Annotated in this window: 9 protein-coding genes; 1 reads left to right on the top strand and 8 read right to left on the bottom strand. The window is 53.6% G+C overall.

Features of this window, described 5'->3' with window-relative positions:
• Window positions 1–93 precede the first annotated feature (93 nt).
• From M2374_RS09125 to ebgR, 7 genes are all read right to left on the bottom strand, one after another.
• Window positions 94–2112: an NADPH-dependent 2,4-dienoyl-CoA reductase gene (locus M2374_RS09125; RefSeq protein WP_181688717.1), complete on the bottom strand. Its 2019-nt coding sequence runs from the start codon at window positions 2110–2112 to the stop codon at window positions 94–96.
• Between the two features lie 181 nt (window positions 2113–2293).
• Entirely contained in the window at window positions 2294–4645 is a 2352-nt protein-coding gene (gene ygjK / locus M2374_RS09120; protein WP_181688718.1) for an alpha-glucosidase, read from the bottom strand.
• A gap of 16 nt (window positions 4646–4661) precedes the next feature.
• On the bottom strand, window positions 4662–5723 hold the full coding sequence (gene ygjJ / locus M2374_RS09115) for a protein YgjJ (protein WP_115257434.1): 1062 nt from the start codon (window positions 5721–5723) through the stop codon (window positions 4662–4664).
• A 76-nt stretch (window positions 5724–5799) separates the two neighbouring features.
• Complete coding sequence (locus M2374_RS09110) at window positions 5800–7233, bottom strand: amino acid permease (protein ID WP_096755593.1); 1434 nt, start codon at window positions 7231–7233, stop codon at window positions 5800–5802.
• A 65-nt stretch (window positions 7234–7298) separates the two neighbouring features.
• Window positions 7299–7748 (bottom strand): beta-galactosidase subunit beta, encoded by a 450-nt coding sequence (locus M2374_RS09105; RefSeq protein ID WP_115257437.1) that lies wholly within the window; start codon window positions 7746–7748, stop codon window positions 7299–7301.
• Window positions 7745–10837: a beta-galactosidase subunit alpha gene (gene ebgA / locus M2374_RS09100; RefSeq protein ID WP_181688719.1), complete on the bottom strand. Its 3093-nt coding sequence runs from the start codon at window positions 10835–10837 to the stop codon at window positions 7745–7747. The genes M2374_RS09105 and ebgA overlap by 4 nt, the downstream gene beginning before the upstream one ends.
• Window positions 10838–11045: 208 nt before the next feature.
• A complete protein-coding gene (ebgR, locus tag M2374_RS09095) occupies window positions 11046–12029 on the bottom strand; it encodes a transcriptional regulator EbgR (protein ID WP_096755596.1) in 984 nt (327 codons plus the stop codon).
• A 209-nt stretch (window positions 12030–12238) separates the two neighbouring features.
• Between ebgR and M2374_RS09090 the strand changes: the two genes are divergently transcribed.
• Window positions 12239–12571 carry a tRNA-binding protein gene (locus tag M2374_RS09090; protein WP_115257439.1) on the top strand — a complete coding sequence of 111 codons (333 nt, stop codon included), beginning with the start codon at window positions 12239–12241 and terminating at the stop codon, window positions 12569–12571.
• Window positions 12572–12660: 89 nt separating this feature from the next.
• On the opposite strand, the gene ygjG is transcribed toward M2374_RS09090, so the two are convergent.
• Window positions 12661–14040 carry a putrescine aminotransferase gene (ygjG, locus tag M2374_RS09085; RefSeq protein ID WP_167456048.1) on the bottom strand — a complete coding sequence of 460 codons (1380 nt, stop codon included), beginning with the start codon at window positions 14038–14040 and terminating at the stop codon, window positions 12661–12663.
• Window positions 14041–14045: the final 5 nt, after the last annotated feature.

The following is a 14045-nucleotide window of genomic DNA, read 5'->3' as shown; positions in this document are numbered from 1 at the left end:
CCTACAACGAACTGCCTCGTAGGCCTGATAAGCGTAGCGCCATCAGGCAATGATGTGTGTAATTACCTTATCCGGCCAACGAAAGACATAACGTTAAATTTCCAGCGCCAGTCGGGTGCCTTGCGCGATGGCGCGTCGGGCATCCAGTTCTAACGCCACATCACACCCGCCGATCAGATGTACTGTTTTACCGGCCGCATGCAGCGGATCGACCAGTCCACGACGAGGTTCCTGACCTGCACAAATTACCACATGATCCACGTTCAGGAGCTGAGGCTCGCCGTTGATCAACACGTGCAGTCCATCATCATCGATCTTCTGATAGCTCACCGCCGGGATCATTTTCACTCCACGAGACAGCAGGGTGGCGCGATGGATCCAGCCCGTGGTTTTACCTAACCCTTGTCCCGGTTTACTGGCTTTACGCTGCAACATGACTATCTGGCGCGGGCTACGGGATAACTGTGGCCCTTCCGGGCGTAAACCACCTGCTTGCTGGAGGCTGGTATCGATTCCCCATTCCACGCAGAATTCTGCAATGTTTTGGCTGGTGGGCTCGCCGGGCTGGCTCAGATACATGGCGGTATCAAAGCCGATCCCGCCGCTGCCGATAATCGCCACGCGTTGACCTACCGGCGTTTTATCACGTAAGACATCAAGATAGGTCAGTACCTTAGGATGATCGATGCCGTCGATCGGCGGCGTGCGTGGTTCAATCCCGCTGGCGAGGATCACTTCATCAAACGAGAGCAGATCGTCTGCGGTGACAAAATGATTCAGCTTCAGCGTCACGCCGGTGACGTCGATCATCCGGCGGTAATAGCGCAACGTTTCGTAAAATTCTTCTTTGCCGGGGATCTGTTTGGCGATATTGAACTGTCCGCCGATCTCCGCGTTGGCATCAAACAACGTGACCTGATGACCGCGTGAAGCGGCGTTGATGGCAAAGGCGAGCCCCGCAGGACCGGCACCGACTACCGCCAGATTCTTTAGATGTGTCGCCGCTACGATCGGCATTTTGGTTTCATGACAGGCGCGGGGGTTCACCAGGCAGGACGTCACTTTGCCGACGAAGATCTGATCCAGACAGGCCTGATTACAGCCTATGCAGGTGTTGATCTCATCCGCTCGCCCGCTTTGCGCTTTTGACAGCAGCTCGGCATCGGCGAGGAACGGGCGTGCCATCGACACCATATCAGCATCGCCACGGGCCAGAATATCGTCGGCAACGCCCGGATCGTTAATGCGGTTAGTGGTGACCAGTGGAACCGTTACGTGACCTTTCAGCTTGCGCGTCACCCAGCTAAACGCCCCGCGCGGCACCGGCGTGGCGATGGTCGGGATCCGTGCTTCGTGCCAGCCGATCCCGGTGTTGATGATCGTAGCACCTGCCGCCTCAATGGCTTTCGCCAGTTGGACAGTTTCGTCAAACGTGCCGCCATTTTCCACCAAGTCGAGCATCGACAGACGAAAGATAATAATAAAGTCGTTACCGGCACGTTGACGAACGGCCCGTACCACCTCGACGGCAAATCGCATGCGGTTGGCGTAATCGCCGCCCCATTGGTCAGTCCGCTGGTTGGTGCGCAGGGTGAGAAATTCGTTGATCAGATAGCCTTCCGAGCCCATGACCTCTACGCCGTCGTAGCCTGCTTCCCGCGCCAGCTGTGCGCAATGGGCAAAATCCTCAATCAGTTGCAGGACTTCATTGTGGGTCAGCTCATGCGGGGTAAAGCGGTTGATCGGCGCCTGAATAGCGGAGGGCGCGACGAGGTGCGGCTGATAGCTATAGCGTCCGGTATGCAGAATTTGCAGCGCGATTTTGCCGCCTTCGTCATGCACCGCGTCGGTAATTACGCGGTGATGTGGTAACTGGCTGGCATCGTTTAACATCGCGCCGCCTTCCATACCCACGCCGGAAAGCGCAGGGGCAATACCGCCGCTCACAATCAGAGCGACGCCGTGACGGGCGCGCTCGGCGTAGAACGCGGCCAGCCGTTCTGCGCCATCGGGATACTCTTCCAGACCGGTATGCATTGAACCCATCAACACGCGGTTTTTAAGCGTGGTGAATCCCAGATCGAGCGGGGCGAACAGCGACGGATAGCTCATAATGGTGTCCAGTATGTAAAATTATTGTTATGTGGTCGGATGAGTTACTAATTTAGCCGTCGCGGCGCAAAAGGGAAAAGGGGAATGCCGTGATTGTGATGGGATTCAAAAAAGGAGTGGGGCCAGAGAAAGAATTTGCCGGATGTCGGTGCAAGCACTTTATCCGGCAATAGGTCACAGCTTACTGTTTTTTAAGAAAATCATTATACAACATGTACAGATGCGCCGCGCTCCAGGAGAAGTTGGGGGCACCCTGTTGCGCGCCGGTCAGCGGGTTATAGTTTTCCTGAATTGGGCCGTCCGCGGTGAGTCCTTTGGCATGGTTGAAGAACGTATCCGCCATTTTCAGCGCTTCATCGCGGTAGCCGTAGCGCGCCATGCCTTTTAAGCCAAACCAGAACTGATCCACCCACACGCGCCCGCGCCAGTAAATATCCGGGCCGAAAGCCGGGTTGGTGAGCGCCGCGGTGCCCAGCGGCACAAAGGTGTTGAACTCTTTCGGGTCGAGCATCACCTTCACCACCGCGTCAGCATGAGACTGCGTGGCCGCGCCGTTAAACAGAGGTGACCAGCCTTCCGGCCCTTTCCCACGTTCGACAATCGGTTTTCCGGCACAACCGTTTGCCAGCGGCTTATCTTCAATGCGAACGTCATAGAAATACTGCGTATTCGCATCGAACATACAGGTATTGATGTAATCCGTCAGTTTCGTCGCCAGCGCCTGATAGCGTTTCGCCTCCTGCGTTTTCCCGAGCAGGGTCGCCATTTCCGCCAGGTAATGGTTATCGCTGACCATGTAGCTGGCCTGATCGACCGACTCCTGGAGTAGCGAATAGCCCAGTAATTTGCCGTCGTGGCTGCGATTTTCGGCGAATTTCACCACCCAGTCGCTGCGTTTGCCACCGTTAGCGACGTACTTATCCAGTTGTTCTTTGTCGATGAAACCAAACACCGCGGCGTCGTCACGTCCGGATTCCCACGAGGCGGCGACCTGCGCCGGGATCTCCAGACTGTCATACTGGCCGTTGCGGGTAACAGCGGCATAGTTTTGCAGCCCTGACAGGGTTTCTTCTTTGTCACCCTTTTTCACCGTGAACAGCATCTCGCCGCTGGCGGTGTTGTGCGCTTTATCGCGAGTGGCGCCGTACTCTGGAACGCCGTTGCCGTTATGATCGCGGTTACGCAGCCACCAGTCGTGGTATGCCACCAGTTTCGGGTACATTTCTTCGAGCCAGGATTTGTCTTTGGTGACGTTGTAGACTTCCATCACCGACCATGCCGCCAGGCTGGGCTTGGTGTTGCGCTCGTTCCAGTTACCGCCATCACCACCGCGTTCCGGGCTGAGGTTCCAGGCAATCAGATCGGGAATAAATCCCGCATCCTGTGGGCGCACCGGATCGCCGGGTTTAACCTGCCACGAGAAAACAGCGCGAATATTTTCTTTCGCGATATCCGGGTTAAAGTGCGCCATTGCAAACGCCTGCTTCCAGGTGTCCCACGGCCAGGTCTGGTTGCCAGAGAACCAGCGGCCCGTTACCGACGGCGTCACGGTATTGTAGTTAACTGCGCCGCCCGGTGAGCGCCAGTTACCGTTCAGCGTTTCGATAGCCTTCACCGCCACGCGGGTTTGTTCTGGGGTGGCATCCGGGTTGTTTAAACCTTTTTTGAGATAGGATTCCCAGCGCTGCTGTGAGGCGAGCATGTAAGAAGACGGGCGCGCCAGAATATCGCGGATCTGCGCCTGTTCTTTGCTGACCTCCTGCGCGGTCAACAGATGTGAATAGGTGGTGTAAAGCGTGGTAGAGCCATTGATATGCGCTTTACTGGTAAATCGGTGGTCATCAACAGTGGTGTTCATGGCAAGTGATTTGTGTACCTGATACTCCGACTCGCCGGAGGTCAGCAGATCCCAGGTTGATCGCACTTTACCGAAGGTGACCTTCAGGCCGTCGCGCGTAGCGATGATTTTTCGCTGGTAGTCCGGATACTCGCCATCAATGGTTTTATCGGAGAGGGGTTTTCCCTCTTTCGCTTCCAGCTTTTCCAGTAACTCTCCGTCCCACACCAGATCCAGCGGCGTATTGCTGGTGATTTTGGTTTCCAGTAGTGAGGTATGTGAACTGGCAAAGCGCAGCGTCATCTCGATCTGCACCGCAGTGGATGACAGTTTCTGTACCAGTGCGCCGGGCAGGCTGTAAGCCTCGAGAGTGAAATCGACCTTTTTACCGTTCTGGTACACCGTCAGCCGGTCAAAATTTGTGGCCATAAAGTTGATGTACTCTTCCGTCAGTAGCGCCACGCCAGGGAAGCCGCCCATTGTTGCAGGGCCATCCGGCAACAGGTGTCCGTGCCATGCGCCGAGGTCGAAAAAGGGATTAAAACGCTGATGGTCGTCATAATCGTAGTCGTGCATATAACCTGGCGCGCCGGTGCGATTGATGACGTTTTTAACGCTGTCTACGTTAGCTGCCAGTGCGGAAAAACTCATCAGCAGCCCACACGCCAGCGGCGTAAGAATAGGTGTCATGTTCATGGTATTCCGGTCCTTGTTACCAATAGAAATATTGCATCAGGAAGATCTGGTCGCTCGGGTCGCCAGATGCATTTTGCATATAGAACCGGCTGTCGAAGGCGGTGGCGAAACGACCGCTGCCGTATTCATACCAGATACCGAACTGCATAAAAGAGGTGGTTTCATCCTCGGCGTTGTCTGGCCGATGTTTGGCATAGCTGTAGGCGGTGGAGAGGTAGACGCCTTTGAGCGCTTCATACATGGCACTGACCATATAGCCGGTCTCTGTACCCCATTCATCCAGGCCGTCGGCGCGTCCGGTGTGATGCCAGGCGCGCGCAGCAAAGTTAGGCGAGAGAAGGCCGGTCAGGAACAGTTGTCCGGTGCCGTCGGTGATCTCCAGACCGTTCATCCAGGTTACGCCTTCGGTCAGGTCGTACTGGATGTAGCCATTCATCATGGCCGGATAGGTATACTTATCGTCGTAGCGATCGTATTTGCCGAAGTGCAGCCAGGCCTTGCTTTCATCATGATGTCCGGCAGGCGTGGCGGTCACGCTATAACGCAGCGGGCCGGTCAGGTTTTGCACCTTAATGGCGGTCATGATGTCGCGCGTGTTGGGGATGACGTAGCCCAGATCCGGCGTGAAGTCTCCCCACCATTGCAGGTCATCAAGCGATGAGTCCTGGCGCAGGCTGAGCATTAGCTCCGTGCCGTCATCGGTGCGGTAACCGCCGTAAAATCGGTTAATTCCACCTTCAAACCCGCCCCAGCTATGATCGGGCACCCAGGCGTTTCCCTGGTGATCCGCCTGTACGGTCCAGCCTTCACCATAGATCAGACCAAACCACGAGCCGTGTTTAATTTCCAGGCCCCCTTCGATATAGGTTCCGTCACTGTATTTATGTTTATCCTGTCCCTCTAAATCCATATATCCCCCCATTCCCAGTTCGCCATAAAAACGAAATGAGGGAGAGGATATTGCGGGCGTTTTTGTGTCGTCGTGTTCTGCCGGTCGCACTTCTTCTGCACCCAGAGAGGAGACACAGAAAAAGGGCAGGGCAATAAATACCCTGCAACAATGGCTATTGATTTTCATGCTTCTATCCTAAGCAAAATAAAATAATGTTTTTATTGTTATAGCCTTGGCGAATATTGTTATTATGTTTTATGAATTAATGACTGTCTGAAGCTGGTGCGGCTTCAATGGCTTTTTCTTCTTTGGTTAGTCCTTTGATGTATTTACTGTATTTCCACCAGGCAAAACCGAGGAAAATAACAATACCGCCGACGTTATAGAAAATAATGGTGATAATGTTGCCGCCAGTTGGGAACGTTGAAGCGATAAATCCAATGGTGAACAGGGCAATCAGCATCGATACCACGATAATCCCGGTTTTTTGCGATCCCATGCGGAAGTCGCGCGGTAAGTGGTCCAGCTTGGCGCGCAGATTCAAATAGGCCAGCATAATAAACAGCGGAGGCAGCATGGATGCCGCAGCGGTCATGTTAATGATGGTATTCATTAAATCCTGCACGGTATTCGAACCGAGCGTGGGGATAATCATCAGCGGGATCACGATCAAAAACTGGATCCAGGCTGCGCGAGCGGGAACGCCGTTTTCATTCAGTTCGACGGTTTTCTTGCCAAAAATACCTTCCGGGATTTCGGAGAAGAAAATTTTAACCGGCGTTGCGGTCCACATCAGCAGTGACCCAAACATTGCGGTAAAGGACACCAGACCGACAAAGCGGTTAACCACCAACTCAGGTAAGCCGAAGTATGCGGCCAGACCGTGGAATACCTGCACCGAGCCACCGGTAAACTTCAGCTCTTTGCTGCTGACAAAAACGTTGATCAGTACTGAGGAGATTGAGTAAAGCACACCGATAAAAATCCCGGCGATAATAATCACTTTCACAAATGATTTTGAGCCACCCTTCACGTCGTTGACGTACACCGCCACGGACTCCGCGCCGCCTGCCGCCATAAAAATCCAGGTCGTAATACCGAGGAAGGCCCAGTTAAAATTCGGGATCATGGCATCCACGGTGATGGGATCGGCAGGCTGTACACCGCCAACCAACGCAGTCCCCGCCAGTAAAATATAAGACAGCGTCAACAGCAGCATCAGCGTGGAAGTGACGGAGGTAATCGGCCCGAGCATTTTTGCGCCGTTGGTCGAAACCCAGGTTGAGAAGGCAAACAGCACCATACTTAACACGGTGGTAGCGAACGGCGTCAAAATGTATTCGTAGCCTAAAAATGCATAGGAGGCATAAGCGATTACGCGCGGAAGTAACGAGGTAAAAAAGAACAGGTTAACGAACCAGTAGGTGTAGGCGGTAATAAATGCCCAGCGCCCGCCCAGTGAGCTTTTTACCCATGCGTAAACACCGGCTTCGGAGTTTTTGTTCAGTGAAACAAATTCGGCAATGATTAAGCAGAACGGAATAAAGTAGAAAATCGTGGCGAGGAAAAACATCGGTGCAGATGCCAGACCAAGCTCAATATTATTATTGATTACGTTGTTAAAACTATAAACGGCGGCAAAGGTCAGCGACAGTAAGCCGAACTTGCCGATGGTATTACGCTTGGTATCAGACATAGCACATCTCCGATTCCTGATTATTGTAGGGTACTGGCGGCACAACTTCTGTGCCGCCTGTCTTTTTATTTATTATGAAAATAACCATCTTCGATGGTGACTTTGAGTACGACTTTCTTCACCGCGCTATTACAGATAAAGCGGTAGGCTTCGTGGTTGTCGCAAATAACCAGCTGCCCTTCGTGTACTTCTACCGTTTTTCCGCATCCCTTCAGGTATTCGCGATCGGTTTCATCGCGATAGTATTCAACCACCTGTAAATCCTCTTTGGCGGCATACTCAATTTTTTGCTGCCCTTGCAGGTAGTAATGCACCTCAAAGTAACGGCGATGACCGGTAAACAGCGCATCGGTAGCGGAGTCGGTCTCCACGCGGTAAGTGAGCGAATCACCGATGGAATGGGCGACGCCGGGCTGAATGTTGTCGATATTTTCAATCGCCTCAACGCAGCGCTGCCACTTCCGACCTGAAGCGTAGAGTTGTCGGAACTGCTCTAAGTTATCGATGATCCTCATTTTGTATTCTCGCTGTGCAAATTCGTGGAAAAGAACTCCGTGCCAAAGGCGCGATTAGCAGTGGTCTGAACGGTGGCCTCGGTGCCGGAAATGGGCAGCAACGTAAAGCCGTAGTTGAACTCGCGGAACCAGACGCGCCAGGAGTCGAGCACCTCGCTTCCCCAGGAGTTGGAACCCAGGCCCAGTAGCTGATGATCCAGATTCAGAGTAATGTCATCGCTGCGCTGGAGTTCATTACAGTGCTGTGCGGCAAAGAGATTTTCGGGCGTATAGCGCCAGGCACTTAAATTGACAGGACGTTGTGGGACGACCAGCAGACCGTTGCCATGGCGGTTGGTCAGCGCTGCCCAGCGCACATCCTGGCGATTGCCGTTGTTTTGGGGGAACGGGTAGTTCTCGAACATCGCATCCACGGTCGAACGCCAGATATCGATAATGTTGGCCTGCTGGCTGTCGGCGTAATTCTCGCCCGGACCACGTCCGTAATACGCGACTTGCCCCAAATCACCGTTGATGCCCATGGTGAAGCCAATGCACGGAATAATGTGCGGATACTCGCCGTAAGGCTGACCGGAAAGCTCAACATTCAGCTGACCGTCGACCGTTACCCGCCAGCGGTAGGTGCAACGCATACCGAAATCAAATACCGGCGGGGCGATGATCGTCTGGCTGGTAATCACCACCGCATTGTCAGTGTGTTCGAGGGCAAAATCCCGCAGATGCTCCTGCATAATCTGTAAATGATTTGGCTGCCAGAGACCTTCGAACTCCTGTTTGTGGTTATCAATCGTCGGCTTGAAGAAATTAATCTTCGGCTCGCGGGTAATGAGCTCTTCGCCATTCACGTTCCAGCTGATCGGCTTCCCGTTCAGCTTTGAGAAGGTTATCGCGAAGTTATAGCCGCGAACGGTGCAGCGCAGGCGATCGTCTTCCAGCGTCAGGGCGCTGGCGTTTTGCTGACTAAACGGCACTGGCGTAGCGGTTCTGGCCTTTAGCGGGAACTGGTAAGTGGCAATATGGTGCCCGGCGTCGCTGTAGGACGTGCGGGAGTCTTTGCTGACGATGACATTGAGAAAGGCTTCCCTCTCATCCAGCGTCGGCAGCATGCAGTGCAGCAGTGCGTCGCTGTTGGGGGCCACGTCGTGAAGTTTAATCCGCTGCGTGGAGAGCGTTTCTCCTTCGGCCCGCACTTCAATTTGCAGGGTGTAGTCGTCAAGCGTGGTGAACCACAGCTTATTTGCGACACGCAGTTCACCGTGCGTCAGGTCCTTCGCGTAGACCTTCACTGGGGCGATCACCTGCTTATACTCTTTCAGACCCGGTCCCGGTGTTTGATCGGGGTAAATCAGGCCGTCGAGGCAGAAGTTGTAGTTATTCGGGTAGTCGCCGTAGTCACCGCCAAATTTATACCAGACGTTGCCGTTATCATCTTTTGCCTGAATGCCATGGTCGCACCATTCCCAGACATAGTGTCCTTGAATGCAATCGTGCTGGTAAAAAACGTTTTGATATTCCGTCAGCCCGCCGGGGCCATTACCCATGGCGTGGGCGTATTCGCAGATGATGCGTGGTTTCGGATGCGGATATTCACCAAACTCATTCATCAGCGGCACACGGGTATACATGGTGGAAATAATGTCCACCACTTCGGCGTCGCGATCTTCTTCGTAATGCACCAGACGCGTGTTATCCAGCGCTTTCGCAGCGTGGTACATGGCACGAATATTACAGCCGTACCCGGATTCGTTGCCCAGTGACCAGATGACTATCGACGGATGGTTTTTCTGTGCGTGGATGTGGCGCACGATGCGCTCAACGTATACCGGTTCCCAGGTCGGATCGTCGGTGATGCGACTGATATCGCCGACGTTGGCGAAGCCGTGGGATTCGACGTCGGTCTCGGCCATCACAAACAGGCCGTAGATATCGCACAGCTCATAGAAGCGCGGATCGTTCGGGTAATGCGCGGTACGCACCGAGTTAATGTTGTGCTGCTTCATCAGCAGCAGATCTTTTTCGACCCGATCCATTCCGACCGCGCGGCCTTTCAGATGATCGTTATCGTGGCGGTTAACACCGTGCAGCATTACGTAGTGGTTGTTGATGTAAAACAGCCCGTCGCGGATCGTAATGTCGCGGAATCCGACGCGCTGCGGAACCACCTCAATAATATTGCCGCTGGCATCTTTTAACGTCATCACTAAATGATAAAGATACGGCGACTCAGCCGACCACTGCTGTGGCGCACTAACCTCGAAATCAAAGGCAGTACGGGTGAGCTTATCGAGAGTCAGATGACTGATAACACCGCTGTGCAGCACCCGCTCGCCGTCAAATAAGGTGTATTCCAGCGAGGTCTGTGCCGGTGAATCGGCAAGGTTTTCCAGCACAATGTCGCAGGAGAGAGTGGCATCACGGTAGTTATCATCGAACTCGGTACGAACGGTAAAATCCTGAATATGGGTCGCCTGCTTGCCCACCAGATAGACGTCGCGGAAGATCCCCGCAGACCACCACATATCCTGGTCTTCAACGTAGGTAGAGTCTGCCCACTGCATCACGCGCACACACAGCAGGTTGTCACCGGTGTGCACCATTGCGCTGATATCAAATTCGGCCGTCAGACGACTGCCCTTGCTGAAGCCCACGTACTGGCCGTTGACGTACACTTCGAAGTAGGTTTCAACGCCGTCGAACTTAATCAGCGTTTGTTTTCCCTGCCAGCCTTCGCTGAGGGTAAACATCCGCTGATATGCACCGGTCGGGTTATCTGTGGGGACGTAGGGCACATCAATCGGGAACGGGAAACCTTCGTCAGTATATTGCAGCTTGCCGTGTCCTTCCATCTGCCACATGCCGGGGACGGTGATGCTGCCCCAGTCGTGCATATACTGCGACGTAAAGGCTTCTGGCACCTGCAGCGGATGCTCAAAGAACTGAAAATTCCACTGACCGCTCAGCAGTTGAAAAAGGCTGCTGGTTTCACGGGCAAACGAGCGAGCCTGCGCAACCGAGTCATAAGAGAAAAAGTATGCGCGTGGCGCCAGTCGATTTTCGTGGGTGAGCTGAATGTTTTCCCAGCGATTCATAAGGCCTCCCGGTGGAGAGAAATCGGAACCATTCAAAGTGATGGTGAGTAAGTGTCATTGCAGGTGATTTTAGTAAAAGTTTTACTAAAATATAGCGGGTAAGATGATTTACTTTAACTTGATCACGAAAATAACCCGTGCAGAGAAAAACAAGGCATGTCAAAGCATGCCCGGTATCAGAAGAAACCGGGCGCGAAAAAAAGGGAGGTTAGCGGGTGGTGCCGCGCAGTTTCAGCTTGCTGGGCACGAAAACCAGCAGCGGCAGCGCGCGTCCGTCACGGGCTTTTTCAAACAGCAGGTTAACGCCCTGACTGCCCATCATTTCTGAATGGATGCGCACGGTGGACAGCGGAGGGAAGGTGAATCGTGCCGTCGGAATGTCATTGACGCTAATCAGCGAAATATCCTGTGGAATCGCCAGGCCACGTTCGTGAATTGCGCGCAGAACGCCAATGGCGATTGAGTCTGAGGCGACAAACAGGGCGCTGGGATAATCTTCTTTGGCCAGCATTTTTTTCGCCAACTCATAACCTGACGAGCTGGAGAATCCGCCACGATAGATATCGTGTTCCGAGACCACCTGCTGCAGGCGACCGTATTCGACAAACGCGGCCTCGCGGATATCCGCTTTGCCCGGCTCGTCTTCACCGCCGATGAAGCCAATGCGGGTCACGCCCTGGGCGATGAAAAAATCGATACTCTCTTTGCTGATGCGGGTCAGATCGATATCGACGGCATCATAGTCGCTGCCGGGTTCATGAAAGTCGATAAAGCAGATGTTGTCGGTCAGCGCGGTTGCTGCAGCGCGCTGGGCAGGAGATGGCTTACCAACGATGAGAATGCCGGTAATATTTTTATGGTCGGGCAACCCGCTGTGTTCATAGCAGTTGGTCAGTTCGATCCCCAGCTTTTCACATTGCGTTTCAATCCCGTGTCGTATAGCGAGATAGTAAGGATCGTTGATTTCCAAATCCTGCTGGTAGCTGTAGAGCGCCAGAATATGCTGGGGGCCGACCGTACTGGTCTGGTGTTTACGCGCGCTGCTGGTTTTGTACTCCAGCTTTTCCGCGATCTCCAGAATGCGACGCTTGGTTTCTTCTTTTACGTTTAGCGTCGGGTCATCATTTAACACCCGGGACACTGTCGCCAGGGATACACGAGCTTCGATTGCGATGTCTTTAAGTGTTGCCATGTTTACCTTTTCCCTGAGTTACCCCCGCATTGTAAATGAAGTGCTTATCTATTCACCTGTTTTCAGTAAAAAAAGTACCTCTAATTGACATAATCACGGTAAAACCCCGCTTTCAGAGTGTGATGGGCGCATCATTTTACGGCTTTTGAGAACAATGCCAGGACGGTTTTTTGCTAACATTTAGTAAAATTTTACCAAAGGAGAAAAGAATGGACACGATCGCATTTACGGATTTCGCCCGAATGGAAATTCGCGTGGGAACAATTACCCAGGTAAAGCGTCATGACAATGCCGATAAACTCTACATCGTTCAGGTTGATGTCGGCGAACGAACGCTGCAAACCGTGACCAGCCTGGTGCCTTACTACCGCGAAGATGAGCTGATGGGGAAAACGGTGGTGGTGCTGTGTAATCTGCAAAAAGCGAAAATGCGCGGCGAAACGTCAGAATGCATGCTGTTGTGTGCGGAAACGGACGATGGCAGTGAAAGCGTGCTGTTGACGCCAGAGCGCGTGATGCCCGCAGGCGTGCGGATTGTGTAAGCGTGTGATGCTGCCGGATGGCTGCTACGCCCTATCCGGCCTACATGTGATCCCGTAGGCCGGATAAGTGCAGCGCCATCCGGCGTCTGTCACACTTGCTCCACGCTGACGCGTAATGCGGCCAGCGCTTTACGCGTTGAGCGTAATACCAACTCACATTGTTCGATGGTTAACGTGAGCGGCGGTTCGATGCGGATCGTCTTCGCGTTGTTCAGCGTTCCGGCAACCAACACCCTCTGGCGGAACATCTCGCTGGCAAAGTTGTAGCCGATCTCATTATCAACAAATTCGATCGCCATCAGCATGCCTTTACCGCGTACGTCCTGCACCAGATCCGGGTATTCCCGCGCCAGATGTCGGAAGCCATCCAGCAACATATCGCCTTTTTGTTCTGCCTGAGCCGGTAAATTCTGCTCCAGCAGGACATTGATGGTTGCGAGTGCCGCCGCACAGGAAAGCGGGTTGCCGCCAAAGGTGGTGGTGTGCAGGAATGGGTTATCGAACAGTACGGAGAACACCTCTTCGGTAGCGATGGTCGCACCGATAGGCATTACGCCGCCGCCTAGCGCTTTCGCCAGACACATAATGTCGGGCTGCACGTTTTCGTGCTCGCAGGCGAACATCTTGCCAGTACGACCCATGCCGGTTTGCACTTCATCAAGGATCATCAGCGCGCCAAACTCGTCGCACAGTTTGCGCACGGCGGTCAGGTATCCCTGCGGTGGCAGGATCACGCCACCTTCACCCTGAATCGGCTCGAGGATCACGGCAGCGACATCATCACCGGTCTTTTTACACTCGCTGAGCACGGTACGCATCGCGTCAATGTCACCAAACGGAACATGACGGAAGCCCGGCAGCAATGGCATAAACGGTTTACGGAACGTGGATTTGGCCGTCGCGGACAGTGCGCCCAGCGATTTACCGTGGAACGCGCCGCTGGTGGCAATAAACGTAAATTTGCCGCGTGGCGATTGATAGGCTTTCGCCAGCTTCAGCGCCGCTTCAACCGACTCGGTTCCGCTGTTGCAAAAGAAGCTGTATTTCAGCTTGCCGGGCGCCAGTGCGGCGAGCGTTTTCGCCAACATAGCCCGCAAGGGGTCAAGTAATTCCTGGCTGTGCAGAGGTTGTTTAGCGAGTTGATTCTGTACGGCGGAGACCACTACTGGATTACGGTGCCCCACGTTGAAAATTCCAAAACCGCCCAGGCAGTCAACAAATTCCTGTCCCTGGGTGTCGACAAGCGTATTCAGGCTTCCCGCTTGCCACTCTACGGCTCCGTAATCCCCGCCGGCAGTTACAGATTTTCGATACTCTAAGAACCCCGGATTGACATGCTCTTTGAAGTATTCAATGACCTCTCGGTTAAGTGCTTTCATTTCCTCATGATCAAGCGTTCGCTTTTCGATGAGGTTCAGTGCGTGTGCGCTGCAGGCCAGGGCCGATGCGCTGGAAGGTAACCTGTTCAAAATAT

The organism is Citrobacter sp. JUb117 (assembly GCF_024809055.1).
Lineage (GTDB): Bacteria > Pseudomonadota > Gammaproteobacteria > Enterobacterales > Enterobacteriaceae > Citrobacter > Citrobacter gillenii.
Note: the sequence above shows the minus strand (reverse complement) of the source record. Positions and strands in the feature narration are given on the sequence as shown.

Excerpts from the sequence above, each read along its gene's own strand:
- M2374_RS09090 (WP_115257439.1), top strand. The coding sequence starts at position 12,239 with ATGGACACGATCGCATTTACGGATTTCGCCCGAATGGAAATTCGCGTG.
- ygjK (WP_181688718.1), bottom strand. The coding sequence starts at position 4,645 with ATGAACATGACACCTATTCTTACGCCGCTGGCGTGTGGGCTGCTGATG.
- M2374_RS09125 (WP_181688717.1), bottom strand. The coding sequence starts at position 2,112 with ATGAGCTATCCGTCGCTGTTCGCCCCGCTCGATCTGGGATTCACCACG.
- ebgR (WP_096755596.1), bottom strand. The coding sequence starts at position 12,029 with ATGGCAACACTTAAAGACATCGCAATCGAAGCTCGTGTATCCCTGGCG.
- ebgA (WP_181688719.1), bottom strand. The coding sequence starts at position 10,837 with ATGAATCGCTGGGAAAACATTCAGCTCACCCACGAAAATCGACTGGCG.
- M2374_RS09110 (WP_096755593.1), bottom strand. The coding sequence starts at position 7,233 with ATGTCTGATACCAAGCGTAATACCATCGGCAAGTTCGGCTTACTGTCG.
- ygjJ (WP_115257434.1), bottom strand. The coding sequence starts at position 5,723 with ATGAAAATCAATAGCCATTGTTGCAGGGTATTTATTGCCCTGCCCTTT.
- M2374_RS09105 (WP_115257437.1), bottom strand. The coding sequence starts at position 7,748 with ATGAGGATCATCGATAACTTAGAGCAGTTCCGACAACTCTACGCTTCA.